This is a genomic window from Brotomerdimonas butyrica (genome assembly GCF_025567305.1).
GTDB classification, from domain to species: domain Bacteria; phylum Bacillota; class Clostridia; order Peptostreptococcales; family Anaerovoracaceae; genus Lentihominibacter; species Lentihominibacter butyricus.
The window spans coordinates 22,291-36,344 of record NZ_JAOQJP010000007.1; the positions used below are offsets into that span (position 1 = coordinate 22,291).

At 48.9% G+C, this 14,054-nt stretch carries 13 protein-coding genes; 11 read left to right on the forward strand and 2 right to left on the reverse strand.

Annotation, left to right across the window (positions count from 1 at the left end):
• The first annotated feature begins 13 nt into the window (after nt 1-13).
• The 8 genes from OCV59_RS06055 to OCV59_RS06090 all read left to right on the forward strand — a co-directional run bounded on the left by OCV59_RS06055 (nt 14) and on the right by OCV59_RS06090 (nt 8,950).
• The gene (locus tag OCV59_RS06055; protein WP_147593599.1) at nt 14-670 is read left to right on the forward strand and encodes an HAD family hydrolase; all 657 of its coding nucleotides are present in this window, start codon (nt 14-16) and stop codon (nt 668-670) included.
• 45 nt (nt 671-715) lie between these two features.
• Nucleotides 716-1,702: an MBL fold metallo-hydrolase gene (locus tag OCV59_RS06060; RefSeq protein WP_147593600.1), complete on the forward strand. Its 987-nt coding sequence runs from the start codon at nt 716-718 to the stop codon at nt 1,700-1,702.
• Between the two features lie 8 nt (nt 1,703-1,710).
• Nucleotides 1,711-2,439 carry a metallophosphoesterase gene (locus tag OCV59_RS06065; protein WP_147593601.1) on the forward strand — a complete coding sequence of 243 codons (729 nt, stop codon included), beginning with the start codon at nt 1,711-1,713 and terminating at the stop codon, nt 2,437-2,439.
• Between the two features lie 172 nt (nt 2,440-2,611).
• Nucleotides 2,612-4,006, forward strand: a complete 1,395-nt coding sequence (locus OCV59_RS06070) for a C69 family dipeptidase (protein WP_262584158.1) — start codon at nt 2,612-2,614, stop codon at nt 4,004-4,006.
• A 277-nt stretch (nt 4,007-4,283) separates the two neighbouring features.
• Entirely contained in the window at nt 4,284-5,561 is a 1,278-nt protein-coding gene (gene uraA / locus OCV59_RS06075) for a uracil permease (protein ID WP_147593603.1), read from the forward strand.
• Between the two features lie 281 nt (nt 5,562-5,842).
• Nucleotides 5,843-6,256 carry a potassium channel family protein gene (locus OCV59_RS06080; protein WP_262584159.1) on the forward strand — a complete coding sequence of 138 codons (414 nt, stop codon included), beginning with the start codon at nt 5,843-5,845 and terminating at the stop codon, nt 6,254-6,256.
• Between the two features lie 15 nt (nt 6,257-6,271).
• Nucleotides 6,272-7,552: a chloride channel protein gene (locus OCV59_RS06085; RefSeq protein WP_147593605.1), complete on the forward strand. Its 1,281-nt coding sequence runs from the start codon at nt 6,272-6,274 to the stop codon at nt 7,550-7,552.
• Nucleotides 7,553-7,669: 117 nt separating this feature from the next.
• A complete protein-coding gene (locus OCV59_RS06090; protein WP_147593606.1) occupies nt 7,670-8,950 on the forward strand; it encodes an MFS transporter in 1,281 nt (426 codons plus the stop codon).
• 172 nt (nt 8,951-9,122) lie between these two features.
• Here OCV59_RS06090 and OCV59_RS12040 read toward each other — a convergent pair whose 3' ends face one another.
• Complete coding sequence (locus OCV59_RS12040; protein ID WP_147593607.1) at nt 9,123-9,212, reverse strand: putative holin-like toxin; 90 nt, start codon at nt 9,210-9,212, stop codon at nt 9,123-9,125.
• Nucleotides 9,213-9,333: 121 nt separating this feature from the next.
• Entirely contained in the window at nt 9,334-10,098 is a 765-nt protein-coding gene (locus tag OCV59_RS06095) for a YlmH family RNA-binding protein (protein WP_147593608.1), read from the reverse strand.
• Nucleotides 10,099-10,254: 156 nt separating this feature from the next.
• On the opposite strand from OCV59_RS06095, the gene OCV59_RS06100 reads away from it, so the two are divergent.
• The 3 genes from OCV59_RS06100 to OCV59_RS06110 all read left to right on the forward strand — a co-directional run bounded on the left by OCV59_RS06100 (nt 10,255) and on the right by OCV59_RS06110 (nt 13,974).
• Nucleotides 10,255-11,211: an alpha/beta hydrolase gene (locus tag OCV59_RS06100; RefSeq protein WP_262584160.1), complete on the forward strand. Its 957-nt coding sequence runs from the start codon at nt 10,255-10,257 to the stop codon at nt 11,209-11,211.
• The gene (locus OCV59_RS06105; protein ID WP_147593609.1) at nt 11,208-12,959 is read left to right on the forward strand and encodes a B12-binding domain-containing radical SAM protein; all 1,752 of its coding nucleotides are present in this window, start codon (nt 11,208-11,210) and stop codon (nt 12,957-12,959) included. The genes OCV59_RS06100 and OCV59_RS06105 overlap by 4 nt, the downstream gene beginning before the upstream one ends.
• A 472-nt stretch (nt 12,960-13,431) precedes the next feature.
• On the forward strand, nt 13,432-13,974 hold the full coding sequence (locus tag OCV59_RS06110) for a phosphatase PAP2 family protein (RefSeq protein ID WP_147593610.1): 543 nt from the start codon (nt 13,432-13,434) through the stop codon (nt 13,972-13,974).
• The last annotated feature ends 80 nt before the right edge of the window (nt 13,975-14,054 follow it).

Sequence of the window (14,054 nt, forward strand, 5' to 3'; positions counted from 1 at the left end):
GGAGCGGGATAAGATGAAATACAGACTTGCGGTCTTCGATCTGGATGGAACTATACTGGATACGCTGGAGGATCTTGCCGACAGTACGAATCATGCGCTCGCAGTGAACGGTCTTCCTGAGAGGAGCATCGATGAGGTGAGGCGGTTTGTAGGCAACGGGATACGCAATCTCATAGAAAGGGCAGTGCCGGAGGGCACCGGCGATGAACTCACGGACAGGGTCTTCAGCGAGTTCAGGGAATATTACGCGATACACTGCTTTGACAAGACAAGGCCGTATGAAGGTATACTCGAGTGCATGGAAAATATACGCAGAGACGGCATGCAGGTGGCGGTCGTTTCGAACAAGGCGGACTTTGCGGTGCAGGAGCTGTATGAGCGGTTTTTTGCGGGGCTTTCGGATATCTCCGTAGGGGAGAGAGAAGGAGTGAGGAGAAAGCCTTATCCGGACAGCGTGCTGCACGTGCTCGATTCACTTGGAGTGGAAAAGGAAGACGCTGTATATATCGGTGATTCGGAGGTCGATATAAAGACTGCGGAGAATGCAGGACTGGATGAGATCGCAGTAGAGTGGGGATTCCGCGACAGCGAATATCTAAGGACTCAGGGGGCAAAAACCCTGGTGAAGACACCTGCAGATCTTTACATGAAGCTGACACAGGACGCATGAACAGGAGCATACGAACAGGTACTGCGATATAAAACAGGAGGAAATATGTTAACGAAAATAGCTGACAATATATATAAAAAGGTAGTGCCGCTGCCGAACAATCCGCTGAGAGAGATCAACGCATACATAATAACCGGCGAGAAGCCGGGAGACAAGAGTCTGCTGATCGATACGGGGTTCAACAGGCCGGAATGCGAAGAGGCGCTGCAGAGCGCTTTTGACGAGCTTAAGATAGACAAGGTGGATGTGTTCATCACGCATCTGCATTCGGATCACTGCGGTCTTGTACCTAAATTCGCAAAGAAAGACAGCATCATCTATTCGGGAGAAACAGACGGAGAACTGATGAATTTTGAAGCGGGCAATCTCTACTGGGCGATACTGGACGACATGTTCCTGAAGTTCGGGTTCCCGAAGGCTGAGTTCGGAAGGAACACCGACATACATCCGGGAAGAAAGTATGTGCACGATTCGAAGATTGACTTTACATATGTGAATGAAGGGGATGTGCTGGAGTATGGCGGCTACAGGCTGAAAGCGATACTCACACCGGGTCATACGCCGGGGCACATGTGCCTGTATGACGAAGAGAAAAAGATATTTTTCTGCGGAGACCATATCCTCGGTACGATCACACCGAACATCACTATTGAGCTTGGGGCGGACAATCCGCTGCAGTCTTATCTGGACAGCCTTGCCAAGGTGGAAAAGCTCGACGTGGACCTGCTGCTGACAGCTCACGGCACGCCTGTGGAGGATATGTATGCGAGGATAAAAGAGCTTTATAAACATCACGAAGACAGGCTCGCTGAAGCGGAATATATCCTGGGAGACGAATGGAAGACGCCGTACGAGGTGGCCAGAGACATGACGTGGGAGATCGACTGCAGGAACTGGGATGAATTTCCTGCACCTCAGAAATGGTTCGCGACAGGCGAGGCGATATCACATCTGCAGTACATGTATTATTCAGGCAGGATCCTTCGCGATGAAATAGACGATATCTATCATTATCATAAAAAGGCAGAATAGAGGAAATTATGACGGAAAGCACGACAGGCAGGATTTTTATTACAGGAGACAAGCACGGCTCGACACTTCCTTTTTTCGGGCTTCATGAAAAGGGCGAGATGTGTGAAAACGATGTGCTCATAATCGCGGGCGACGCAGGATATGTCTGGAATGAGGACTATATATACAAGCTCGAGACACTGCAGCAGCTTTTCCCGGGTATCATAGCGTTCATAGACGGAAACCATGAGAACCATGCGCTGCTCGGCAGCATGGAAGTCACAGAATGGAACGGCGGCAGAGTGCATAGGGCCGGCGAGCGTGTGTATCACCTGATGCGAGGTGAGATATATTCGATATACGGCAGCAGTATATTCACCTTCGGCGGGGCCAGATCGAACGATATCGACAGACGTACAGAGGGCGAGAGCTGGTGGAGAGAGGAAGAACCGACGGACGAGGAAACGGAGTATGGCAGAAGACAGCTGACGGACAGTCTCGACAAGATAGATTACGTCATCACTCACGAGACACCGGGCTTTGCACGGGACTCGATCTCGCGTTTCAAGGAGATAGAGCCGGATTATCATCTTCCGGGCATACTGGATGAATGGTATGAGGCTGTCTCAAAGGGAAAGCGCTTTAAGAAATGGTATTTCGGACATATGCATGTGGATCAGCAGATCACACCGGATCTGCGTGCGATACATAACGACATACTGGTGCTTGGCGAGGAAACGCGGATCAGATGGGCATAATATTAGATTTTTGTTACAAAATTCGTATTTTTGTATAATATGAAGGTTGAAACACAAAATCATTGCACATTAATTAGTATATATACCATATACTTCTCGCGAGGTGTATGGTATATTTAACATAGAGTTAACATGAATGACAATTTTGATAATTTTGGAAGGAGGCGTCTTTATGGCAGCTAAATCATGCTCATCTTTTATCATAGCAGGTTCAGAGACAAAGACGGGCGACATAATATTTGCCAAGAACAGCGACAGACCATTTAATGAATCACAGCCACTGATATATTATCCTGCACAGGACTATCCTGAAGGAACATTTACAGAGTGCTCCTTTATAAAGATCCCGCAGGTGAGACATACATATGCATGCATCGGCTCAAAGCCTCATTTCTTCTGGGGATTCGAGCACGGTATCAATGAGTTCGGTCTTATGATAGGCAATGAACAGGTATCAGGCCGTGAGATCCCAGAGAGAAGATGGGGACTGATCGGTATGGATATACTCAGACTCGCACTGGAAAGAGCGAAGACTGCAAGAGAAGCTATCGAAGTCATTGACGAGCTCCTTACTACTATAGGTACAGGCGGAGCACCGGGACACAGGATCACGCCGTTCAACAGCAACTTCATCGTTTCTGATCCTAATGAATCGTTTACATTCGAATCACATCAGAGAAAATGGGTAGCTAAGAAAGTGGATCGCTATGCATACATAGGCAACTGCTATTCTATCCAGGAAGATTACGACATGATCGCAGACGGAGCTATAGAAGAAGCTTGTGAAAAAGGCTGGTGGCATCCGGAAGTGCCGTTCAATCCTGCAAAGGCATGGACTGTTGACGAGCTTATGTATGATGAATCTGAAGGCTTCGTAAGATGGGCCAGAGTCGGAAGACTTATTTCAGATAAAGTGAATTCAGGTCACAAGATGGATATAAGAGATGCTATGAGCATTCTCAGAGACCACTATGACGGAGTACCTGAGCTCCAGTCGATATTCAGTAAAGCTGCGAACAAGACATGCTCGATCTGTACACATCCGGGTGGTGTAGGCTATGGATGCGCATCGGCAGCAAGTACAGTAACTGTACTGAGAAAAGACGTTCCGGACGAACTGAGATTCACATACTGGGGAAGCATGGCACCTCCGTGCTGCTCGATATTCAGACCTTACTACAATATCGGATTCCTTCCTGACGATCTGCAGCATGCACATGCGCTTTACAGACCTCAGGATCAGTGGTGGCAGTTCATCGAGCTCGAAAGATATATCGCACTGAACTACGAGAAGTTCGCGCCGAAAGTAAAAGAAGAATTCCACAAGATGGAAGAGGAATTCATACAGCAGGCAGAATATGTCGAAAGCTCATACAACGGAGATATCAGCAAACTGAGAGATTTCTCCGCCGAAGCTACGAAGAGAAGTTCGGATAAGGCTATAGAGCTCACCAACGAGATCAAGAGCAAGCTTGTGACCAAGGATATAGACAGAATGCTCCTGAAATACTTCACTGAAGCATCTGACGAATGCGGCATGGACTACGACAAGAGCATCATCAAATAGATGCCGCGCTCATTATCTGGTAAATAAATAGATGTATTTGGATGTCACACATTCGGATACCCCCAAATGAATATTATGCATACCGCAGTGCTGGTGTCGGGCAATATCTATGATATATGCCTGATATCAGTGCTGTGGTTTTTTGTAAAGAGATCAAATAAGCAAAATTGTATGCAAAATCTCTTCCCTTTTGTGGTATAATAGACAAAGTGTGTAAATTTGCTGAAAAATGTCAAGTTATAGTTTCATACTATTTAATATTTTAGGAGAAGTAATAATGTCTAAGGAAAAAAAGGAAAGAGAGATTATTGAGATCAATGAGAAGCCGCCTGTCGGCAAATGGATCCCGCTGAGTATCCAGCATACGTTTGCGATGTTCAGTGCATCCGTGCTGGTTCCGGTGCTGTTCGGGATACCGGCTTCGATCGTTCTGCTGATGAACGGTATAGGCACACTGCTGTTTATTCTTATCACAAAGGGCAGATCGCCGGCATACCTCGGTTCGAGCTTTGCATTCCTGTCACCGGGATTCATCGTTATCGGAAGCATGGGATATCAGTACTGTCTGGGTGGATTCATCTGTGCGGGGGCGATATTCTGTATCGTTGCGATAATCATAAAGTTCGCAGGTGTAAACTGGATAGACGCGGTGCTTCCGCCTGCTGCAATGGGTCCTATCGTTGCACTGATAGGTCTTGAACTGGCAGGCTCGGCAGCAAGCACAGGCGGCATCATCAGTTCAGAAGGATCGTCGATAGACCCTAAATTTGTATTCGTGTTCATTTTCACGCTGGCTCTGGCTATCGTGGGGCAGGTAGTGTTCAGAGGGTTCGCGGCAGCTATAGCTATCCTGATCGCGATCGTTTCAGGCTACGTGCTCGCTATGATAATGGGGCTTGTGGATTTCAGTGCGGTAACAGAAGCGAGTGTGTTCGCACTGCCGGCATTCATGGCGCCTAAGTTCAACCTTGGAGCTATCATCATAATCATACCAGCATCGCTTACAGTCATTTCGGAACACATTTCGCATCAGATCGTAACAAGCGAGATCGTAGGAAGAGATCTCCTCAGAGATCCGGGACTTCACCGTTCACTGCTTTCAGACGGAATCTCAACGATGCTGTCAGGTCTCTGCGGTTCAGTCCCTACGACTACATACGGTGAAAATATCGGCGTTATGGCAGTTACAAAAGTTTACAGCGTGTGGGTAATAGGCGGAGCAGCTGTATTCTCCATCCTGCTTTCTTTCTTCGGCCAGGTAAGTGCGCTGATCAGCACTATCCCGGGACCGGTAATGGGAGGCATCAGCTTCCTGCTGTATGGTATGATCGCTGCATCCGGTATCAGACTTCTCGTCGATAAGAAGGTGGATTACTCCAAGCCGAGAAACCTTGCGATGACAGCAGTAGTTTTCGTAGTCGGACTTTCTGGAGCATCCATCCAGATAGGTGAGGTACAGCTCACAGGTATGTGCCTTGCTACGATCGTAGGTATCGTGATGGGTCTTCTCATGTTCATCATAGACAAGTGCGGATGGGCAAACGATGCAGAATAACAGATAATACGCGTGCCTGTTCATGAAACTCGTAAAAAGCAGGTGTGCGGGATCTTTGCATAAAAACGATACGCCGCGGGGAACCGCGGAAACCAAAGACGTTGAAGCATGCAGCCAGTGTCATGTAAAGTATGGACTGGCGGCATGCTTTTTTAATATATCACAGGGTTACAATGTATGCTTTTTTGGTATATAATAGACAAAGCCGGGTCTGCCGGGGTGGCTGAATGATGATATATGCAGGCGGAGCCGGGAGTGATCAAAGATACAGGAGAGAAAAAATGAAGCAGATAAGACTGCTGTGGATGATAATAAAAAGATGTAATGCTGACAAGGTGCTTTATGCATTCGTGATAAGCTTCTTTGCATCAGCTTTCGTGGTGATGCTCGCAGAGCCGGGGATCAGCAGCTATGGTGAAGGAATGTGGTACTGCTTTGTAGCATGCACGACGATAGGGTTCGGTGATTTTGCGGCGGTGACGCTGATAGGACGCATAGCTACGGTATATATCGCACTGTGCCAGATAATGCTCGTCGCGATACTGCCGGGCATAATAGTGACATATTATATGGAAGTGATACACAGACGCGAACAGGAGTCGCTGACGATGTTCATGGACAAGCTGGAGAGGCTGCCTGAGCTTTCGAGGGAGGAGCTCGAGCAGATAGCTGAAAAGGTCAGGAAAATCAGGTGAGGAGAAGGAGATAATATGAGTAGGAACAGGACAGGGAAAATATTGATGTTCGGAGTCTTTTCGCTGGTGCTGGGTGCGGCGGCGGGAGCTGTGGTATGGATTGTGGTGAGCCTTGCGAATCTCGGCATCATGCTGTTGTGGGATCTGCTGCCGAAAGCTGTAGGTGTGACTGCGGAGCCGGGAAAACTCGGGTTTGTCATCTACAGCCTCTGCATATGTATCGCGGGCGGCATTATCATCGGTCTGTGGCAGAGAAAAAACGGGATACTGCCTGATGAGACCGAGCAGGTGATGGGCAGGATAAAGCGCAGCGGTTCATATCCGTACAACAGGATCCATATCCTCGTGATCTCTGCGCTGCTGCCGATAATATTTGGAGGGACGATCGGACCGGAAGCGGGTCTTATAGGCGTGATCGCAGCGATATGCTGTCTTGTGGGAGATATACTGAAATGCAAGGGCGATGAGGTGGCTGCGCTCGCAGAGGCCGGAATGGCAGCTGCTGTCGGCGCGATATTCAATGCTCCGCTTTTTGGTATCGCAGATAATCTTGAATCGGTCAGAGGAAAAGGAAAAAACAGAAAGAGACTGGTGAGCAAAAAGGCCAGAGTGTTCATTTATGTGATGGGAGTCATAGGCGGGATGGCCGTGATGATGCTTCTCAGCAAGGCTTTTGGCGGCGGCAGCGGTCTGCCGAGGTTCGACGCGCGTCATGCGATGGGACTGGCTCAGTGGAAATGGTTCGTTCCTATGCTCGTGCTCAGCGTGCTGTTCGGGCTGTATTATCTGCTGATGAGATATATGACTAGATCGATAGGAGGTCTCCTTGAAAAGTACAGGGTGACGAGCTGTGTGATCGCAGGTGTCGTGGTAGCGATCGTGACTTCACTGGCTCCGTTCACTTCTTTTTCCGGGGAAGAGGGGATCTCTCAGCTCATGGAAAACTGGCAGGCGGTATCGCCTGCGGTGCTCGTGGCAGCTGCAGTGCTGAAGCTGTTTACAGTGAATGTGTGCGTGGATCTAGGATGGAGAGGCGGCAGCATATTCCCGCTGATATTTTCCGGAGTTGCGGCAGGTTATGCCTTCGCATCTCTTGCAGGCATGGATGGCGCATTTGCCGTAGCTGTGTTCTGCGCGGGGATCTATTCGTACGTGAACAGGAAGCCTGTTTCGGTGATAATGATACTGCTGATGTGCTTCCCTGTGACGTACATACTGCCGATAGCTGCGGCGTCCTTTGCAGCATCGTTCATACCGGCGCCTAAAGTGCTGCTGAGAAGCGTGAAGACAGAGTAGACGCCGATGTACCGGATCGGTATATTAAATATGTATGATTTCTGTTCATGATATGTAAAAATCTTCAGATTTATGGTATATTATGTATATCAATAAGTTAGCGGAGGCGATTTGCAGATGAGTAGAAAATTCATACTCAACCTCGATTACGCCCTTATACAGGGCGCGTACTGGGGATTTTACATAGTGACAGGTATCTTTGTGTCGGTCTATATGCTGGGGAAGGGATATTCAAATACTTCCATCGGCATCGTGATCGCGCTGGGAAATATCCTGTCTGTTTTTGTGCAGACGATACTTGCCAATATAACGGACAGCGCGGAGAAAATAAATGATATCTCGGTCATAAAGATACTGCTGTTGGTGCTGTTCGTGCTGACCGGCGGTGTGCTGCTGATAGGAACGAAATCTTTGCTGCTGACTGTAGTGTATACGGTACTCATAGTTGTGCACACTGCGCTGCACCCGTTTGTAAACGCGCTGAGTTTCACGCTGAGTGAAGGCGGGGATCACGTTAGCTTCGGGATCGGCAGGAGTATGGGGTCGCTGGTGGCAGCGGTACTCGGGCTTGTCATGGGATATATGGTTTCGGATCATGGCGTAGATGTTATACTGATAACCGGGCTGGTGCTGCTCGCAGTGATGGAAGCGGTGATGTTCATAACCGGGAGGCATTACAGGAATCTGTGTGCCGAGGGGAGATCTTTCCCGGGAAATGTCAGTGGAGCAGGCGATGCAGCGGCGGCAGGCAGCAGTACCGGCTATGAGGATACTGATGGTATTGTGGACGGTGCTGGATGTGCGGACGACGCACAGATCGGGTTCGGTGAGTTCATTTCGGGAAACAAGGTGTTCATGCTGCTGAGCGCAGGCGTTGTGGCGCTGTTTTTCGGGAATGTGATACTTGAGAATTTCACGATACAGATCGTTGACAGCATTGGCGGTGATACTGAGCAGATGGGTATGGTCGTGTTCGTGATGGCTATACTGGAAATGCCTGCGATGCTGTTCTTTGACAAGCTCAGGAGCAGGTTTTCATATATACTGCTGCTTCGAGTATCCGCAGTGTTCTTCGCGATAAAGATAATAATGATATGGCTGGCGCCTTCGATGACGTTCATATATCTTGCACAGGTGAACCAGGTGCTGGGATACGGTCTGATGTTCCCTGCTATGGTCGGGTTTATCGATGATATCATGTCAAAAGGTGAGGCAGTCAGAGGGCAGGCTGTGTTCACGACTGCGATCACTGTCGGGAACGTGCTGGGCTGCGTGTTCGGGGGCAGGATACTGGATATCGCTTCAGTCAGGACGCTGCTCTTCATCAGTTCGCTTATCACTGTTGCAGGTACACTTGTGATCTGTGCGGCTGTAAATCATGTAAAACACAGGAACTGATGCGGAGCAGAAGCATGGAGCTTTTTCGTAGGGAGATATTGACAAAAGCCTGGTGCAGATGTATATTTTAAATATAAAAGAGAAGCCGATGAACGGCTGCTCAAAATTGTTTGGAAGTAAAAACTCCGTCACAATATGAGGGCATTGGACGGAGTTTTACTTTTATGTAAAACTATCGCCTGATTTCAATAACCAGGGCGATGAGGGATATAACGAACATACCAAAAGCTAAGAGCTCTGAAAGTGTTATATACATCCGCATCACCTCCTCTCAGTGAGGAGCAGCCGTCCACCGTGTCTCAGGCTTCTCTGTATCGCATTATAATATTAATATCAATTATTTACAATATTTCACATAAAGGAATTTGTAAAATATTGGATAATCATATATACCTTTCGATCAGGATGTAAGTCCTGTCTTTTCTGGTCTGTCCGCCGATTTCGCGCAGATATGCCTTTCCTTTTCCACGAAAAACAAGCTTATCGCCCTGTTCGACTTTAGCGTCGGGCTTTTCTGTCTGCATGCTGTTGACGAACACGAGTCCGGAACGGATGGCTTCGGCCGCCTTTGCACGTGAAAGACGGAACGCCGAGGATATCACGTTGTCCAGGCGCAGGGAAGCGACCGTATCTTTTATCATTTCAGTGTGTGCATCAGGAATGTGGAGCTGATCGATCGGCAGTGCTTCGGTCGTCAGTGCTGTGCGGCCGGCATTGGCGTAATTCGTGAGTATGAAATCGCGGATGTCGTCCATGATTATGATGTCGGCGCCGTTTTTGTGGACAAGTATGTCTCCGGTCATCTCGCGTCTGATGCCTAGCCCTGTGAGCGAACCGAGGTAATCGCGGTGTGTCAGTTTGCGGCCGCCTTCGCGTGCTGTGATACGGATGACCGATACCGGACAGTCGGACACATCTGCATAATCAGGGAGAAAGCATGCGATCGTGCGCTCTGCATCATCGTATCCTCCGTAAAATACGCATCGTACGTCACCGCCGCCCGTCAGTTCTCTGCAGAGCTTTTCCGCAAGTGATCTCTGACGCAGATCGAGAAAATTCGAGCATGTCAGTCGATACTGCGAAAGGCACTGGTCGAATTTATCTTCTATATTTGCAAGCATTATTTTATCTTCTTTGGTCATTTCCATAATGTTATGCCACTCTTTCTTTTTTCTGATGTGCCGGGGCATTACAGCACCCGGATGTGTTTTTCTTATTCTAATTATAGGAGAGCGGGAGGCGGAGCGCAACTTTTTCATTGTCGTTTTCTGCAGACTGCTGTGTGATCTTCATTCTGAGGTTTTATGCAAAAGCGCAGTGTGCAGACAGTAAGAGCAGGACGTCAGGATGCGGCGCGCTTTGCATATGGCAAGAATCGGCGCTCTGTGCTATCATGGATGAGACGGATCGCCTGCAGGAGGCAGGCGGCCAGGGGAGAAAACAAGTCAGGCTCTGCCGCTAAGTACGGCAGAGCCGTAAAGAAGATTGAAACGGAGGCTATGATGATAAATGGAGAACTGAAGTGCCCGGGAAGCTATGACGTGCCGTATTCCGCAGAGATAAAAGGCGGAGAAAAGACTGCGGTCATCGTTGTGCACGGATTTGCGAGCAGCAAGGAAAGCCCGACTGTGAAAATGCTGATGGAAAATCTGCCGAAGCACGGCATCGCTGTGATAGCGTTCGATTTCCCGGCACATGGTGTGAGTCCGGTGAACGGAGATTTTCTCACGGTGGAAAACTGCACCGCGGATCTCGCAGATATGGAAAAGCACGTCAGAGAGCTGCTGCCAGAGGCTGAGATCGGATATTTCGGGTCGAGTTTCGGCGCATACATCACGCTGATATATCTGATGGAGCGCGATGCAGAGGGGACGAAGGCATTCCTCAGAAGCGCGGCGGTGAACATGTCTGAGTATTTTCTGGAACTTACAGCGGAAGAGCGTGCTGCTCTTGACGAGCACGGATATTTCATGCTGGATGACAGCGTGAGACCGGTGAAGATCACGGCGGGATTCATAGAAGACCTCAAAGACCACGATATAATGGAAGGATTTGAGCGAAAGGGTCAGGAGCTGCTGATGATCCACGGAAGTGAGGATGAGGACATCGCCTACGACAGAGCGAAAGCATTCGCGGAAAAATACGATATAGATCTGGTGACGATCGACGGCGGCGACCACAGGCTGTCGATACCGGGAGCGCCGGAACGGGTACTGAGCGAAGCGGTCGGATTTTTCGGAGGAGACCAGGAGACAAGATGAAGATACTTCTAACAGCAGTAAATGCCAAGTATATACATTCAAATCTCGCCGTGTACAGCCTGGCGGCGTATGCGTCAGAGCGATTCGCATGTGATGGAGCGCGCCCCGAGATAGAGATCGCGGAATACACGATAAATCAGCCGGTCGGCAGGATCATCACGGACATTTATATGAAAAAACCGGATCTGATAATGTTCTCGTGCTACATATGGAACCGCAGAGAGATAGAGGAGATAGTTACGGATCTGGGAAAAGTCATGCCAGATGTGGATATATGGGCGGGCGGACCGGAAGTGTCCTTCGATGCTGCTGATGTGCTTGGAAGGGTGCCGTCATTGAAAGGTGTGATCTGCGGCGAAGGCGAGGAGATATTTTTTGAGCTCGCGAAAATATATCGGGATGCGGCGCTCCGTTCAGAGCGACCGGATGACAGTCAGCTGCAGGCGACAGCGGGTATCGTATTCAGAGACCGCAGCGGAGAGATGATAACGACGATGACGCATATGCCGATCGACCTGAGCTGTGCCCCTTTTCCATACGACAGTCTGAACGACTTCGAGAACAGGATAATATATTACGAGAGCAGCCGCGGGTGTCCGTTCAGGTGCAGCTACTGTCTGTCATCGGTGGAGAAATCACTGAGATTCAGAGATCTGAAACTGGTCGAAAAGGAACTCAGCTTTTTTCTGGAGCGGAATGTTCCGCAGGTGAAGTTCATCGACAGGACTTTCAACTGTGACCGTGAGCGCGCGCTGAAGATCTGGAGATTTCTTAGGGACAATGACAACGGTATAACGAATTTTCATTTTGAAATAGCCGGAGACATAATGGATGAAGCGCAGCTCGAACTGCTGTCGGAGCTGAGACCGGGCCAGGTGCAGCTCGAGATAGGCGTGCAGTCGACAAATGCGAAAACGCTGGAAGAGATAAACCGTCCGATGGATTTCGAAAAGCTCAGCGGAGTGGTGGATCGCATCAAGTCACCGGGAAATGTCCATCTGCATCTCGATCTGATAGCAGGGCTGCCGTTCGAAGACTATGAAAGCTTCAGGGCTTCGTTCGACGATGTGTTCGCACTGAGACCGGAGCAGCTGCAGCTTGGGTTCCTCAAGGTGCTGAAGGGATCGCCTATAGCGGGGAAATGCGAAGAATACGGTCTGAAATTCACGGAAGCGCCGCCGTATGAGGTGCTCGAAACGAAATGGATCTCGTTCGACGAGCTGATAAAGCTGAAAGGCGTGGAAGAGATGACGGAAGTGTACTACAACAGCGGACAGTTCGAAAACACTGTGGAAATGCTGCTGAAGCACTTTGACAGTTCGTTTGAATTCTTTGCGGAGCTCGCTTCGTGGTACGGCAGATCCGGCATGGAAATGTTCAGCTTTTCGAGGAATCAGAGATATGAGAACCTGCTGAGGTTCGGCATGGAGATCGTTTCTGCAGGCGATGTGGAAACGCTCAGGAATGCGATGATAATGGATTATTATCTCAGGGAAAATGTAAAGACACGTCCTGGCTTTCTCGGCGAGGATATGGTAGAAAAGAGATTTTCAAAGGAATTTTACAGCAGGGAGTCGAGAGAACACCGATACCTGAGCGGTGGGCGCTATGATACCGATGATCCGAGACTGCTGAGAAAGCTCACTCATATAGAAAAGATGGGCGATGACTACTATCTATTCGATTATACGCGCCGTGATCCGATGAACAACAATGCGCTGATGATAAAGCTGCATCCGGAGGACTGACAGTGAGTCTGCGGTCTGCATGTGTAGTATTATGACATGACGGGCGAAGTGCCGCTTAAAGCTATACAGGTCATCATTCGTCATGTCTGCGGTCTGCGGGGGATCAGTTTGCCGGTCCGCTGATCATGCCTGTGGCAGTCAGCATCTTGTTGTGGAATAAATAGTTGAATGCGGCTATGCATCTGCCGACACCTATCATCCCCATGATCGTGCATGTTTATAAAAAATTTATAATATGAGATGGTTTATGTTTAAAATTCAATATTATGATCATATCAGACAAGGGAAAAAGAGGAAAGTGCATACGGTGCAAAGGAGGAATTTACATGAGGACAGTGGATCACAGGATACTTGCAGGATCACTGATATATATTGCAGGCATCATCGATGGTAATGGCACAGTTTGCTGAGCACCATGCCGGCGCATACAGGCGTGGCGCTCTGGATCTGTGCAGAGAAGGAGGCAACAGATATGGGATTTGAATTCAGCATTCTGGATTTTATCCAGGGCATCAGGACACCGGCGCTGGATACGATAATGTGTTTTATAACTAAACTCGGCAACGCGGGGATACTGTGGATACTGCTGGCCGCAGTGCTGATCGCGATACCGAAGACGAGAAAGAGCGGCGTGATCGTGATGGTGGCGCTTGTCTTTGATGTGATACTTTGCAACGGCATACTTAAAAATCTCGTGGGAAGGATAAGGCCGTGCGATATAAATACAGCAGTACAGCTTCTCGTGCCGCGCCCGACCGATTTTTCGTTCCCGTCGGGGCATACCGCAGCGTCATTCACAGCAGTTACGGCCCTTTATTGTGCAGGTGAAAAGAAGCTGTGGAAGATCTCACTCGTACTTGCAGTGCTGATAGCTTTCTCAAGGCTGTATCTGTATGTGCATTATCCGACAGATATCCTAGGAGGCATCCTGGTAGGACTGCTCTGCGGATACATCGGCAGTGTGGCAGGAAAGTATCTGTATAAAACTGCAGAAAAAAAGCTTGCGAACAGATGACATATCACCTTGCTTATCGACTGATCTCCCTTTGTGTGATATGATAAGAAGCAGAAAAGCACAGATACAGAAGGGGGCAT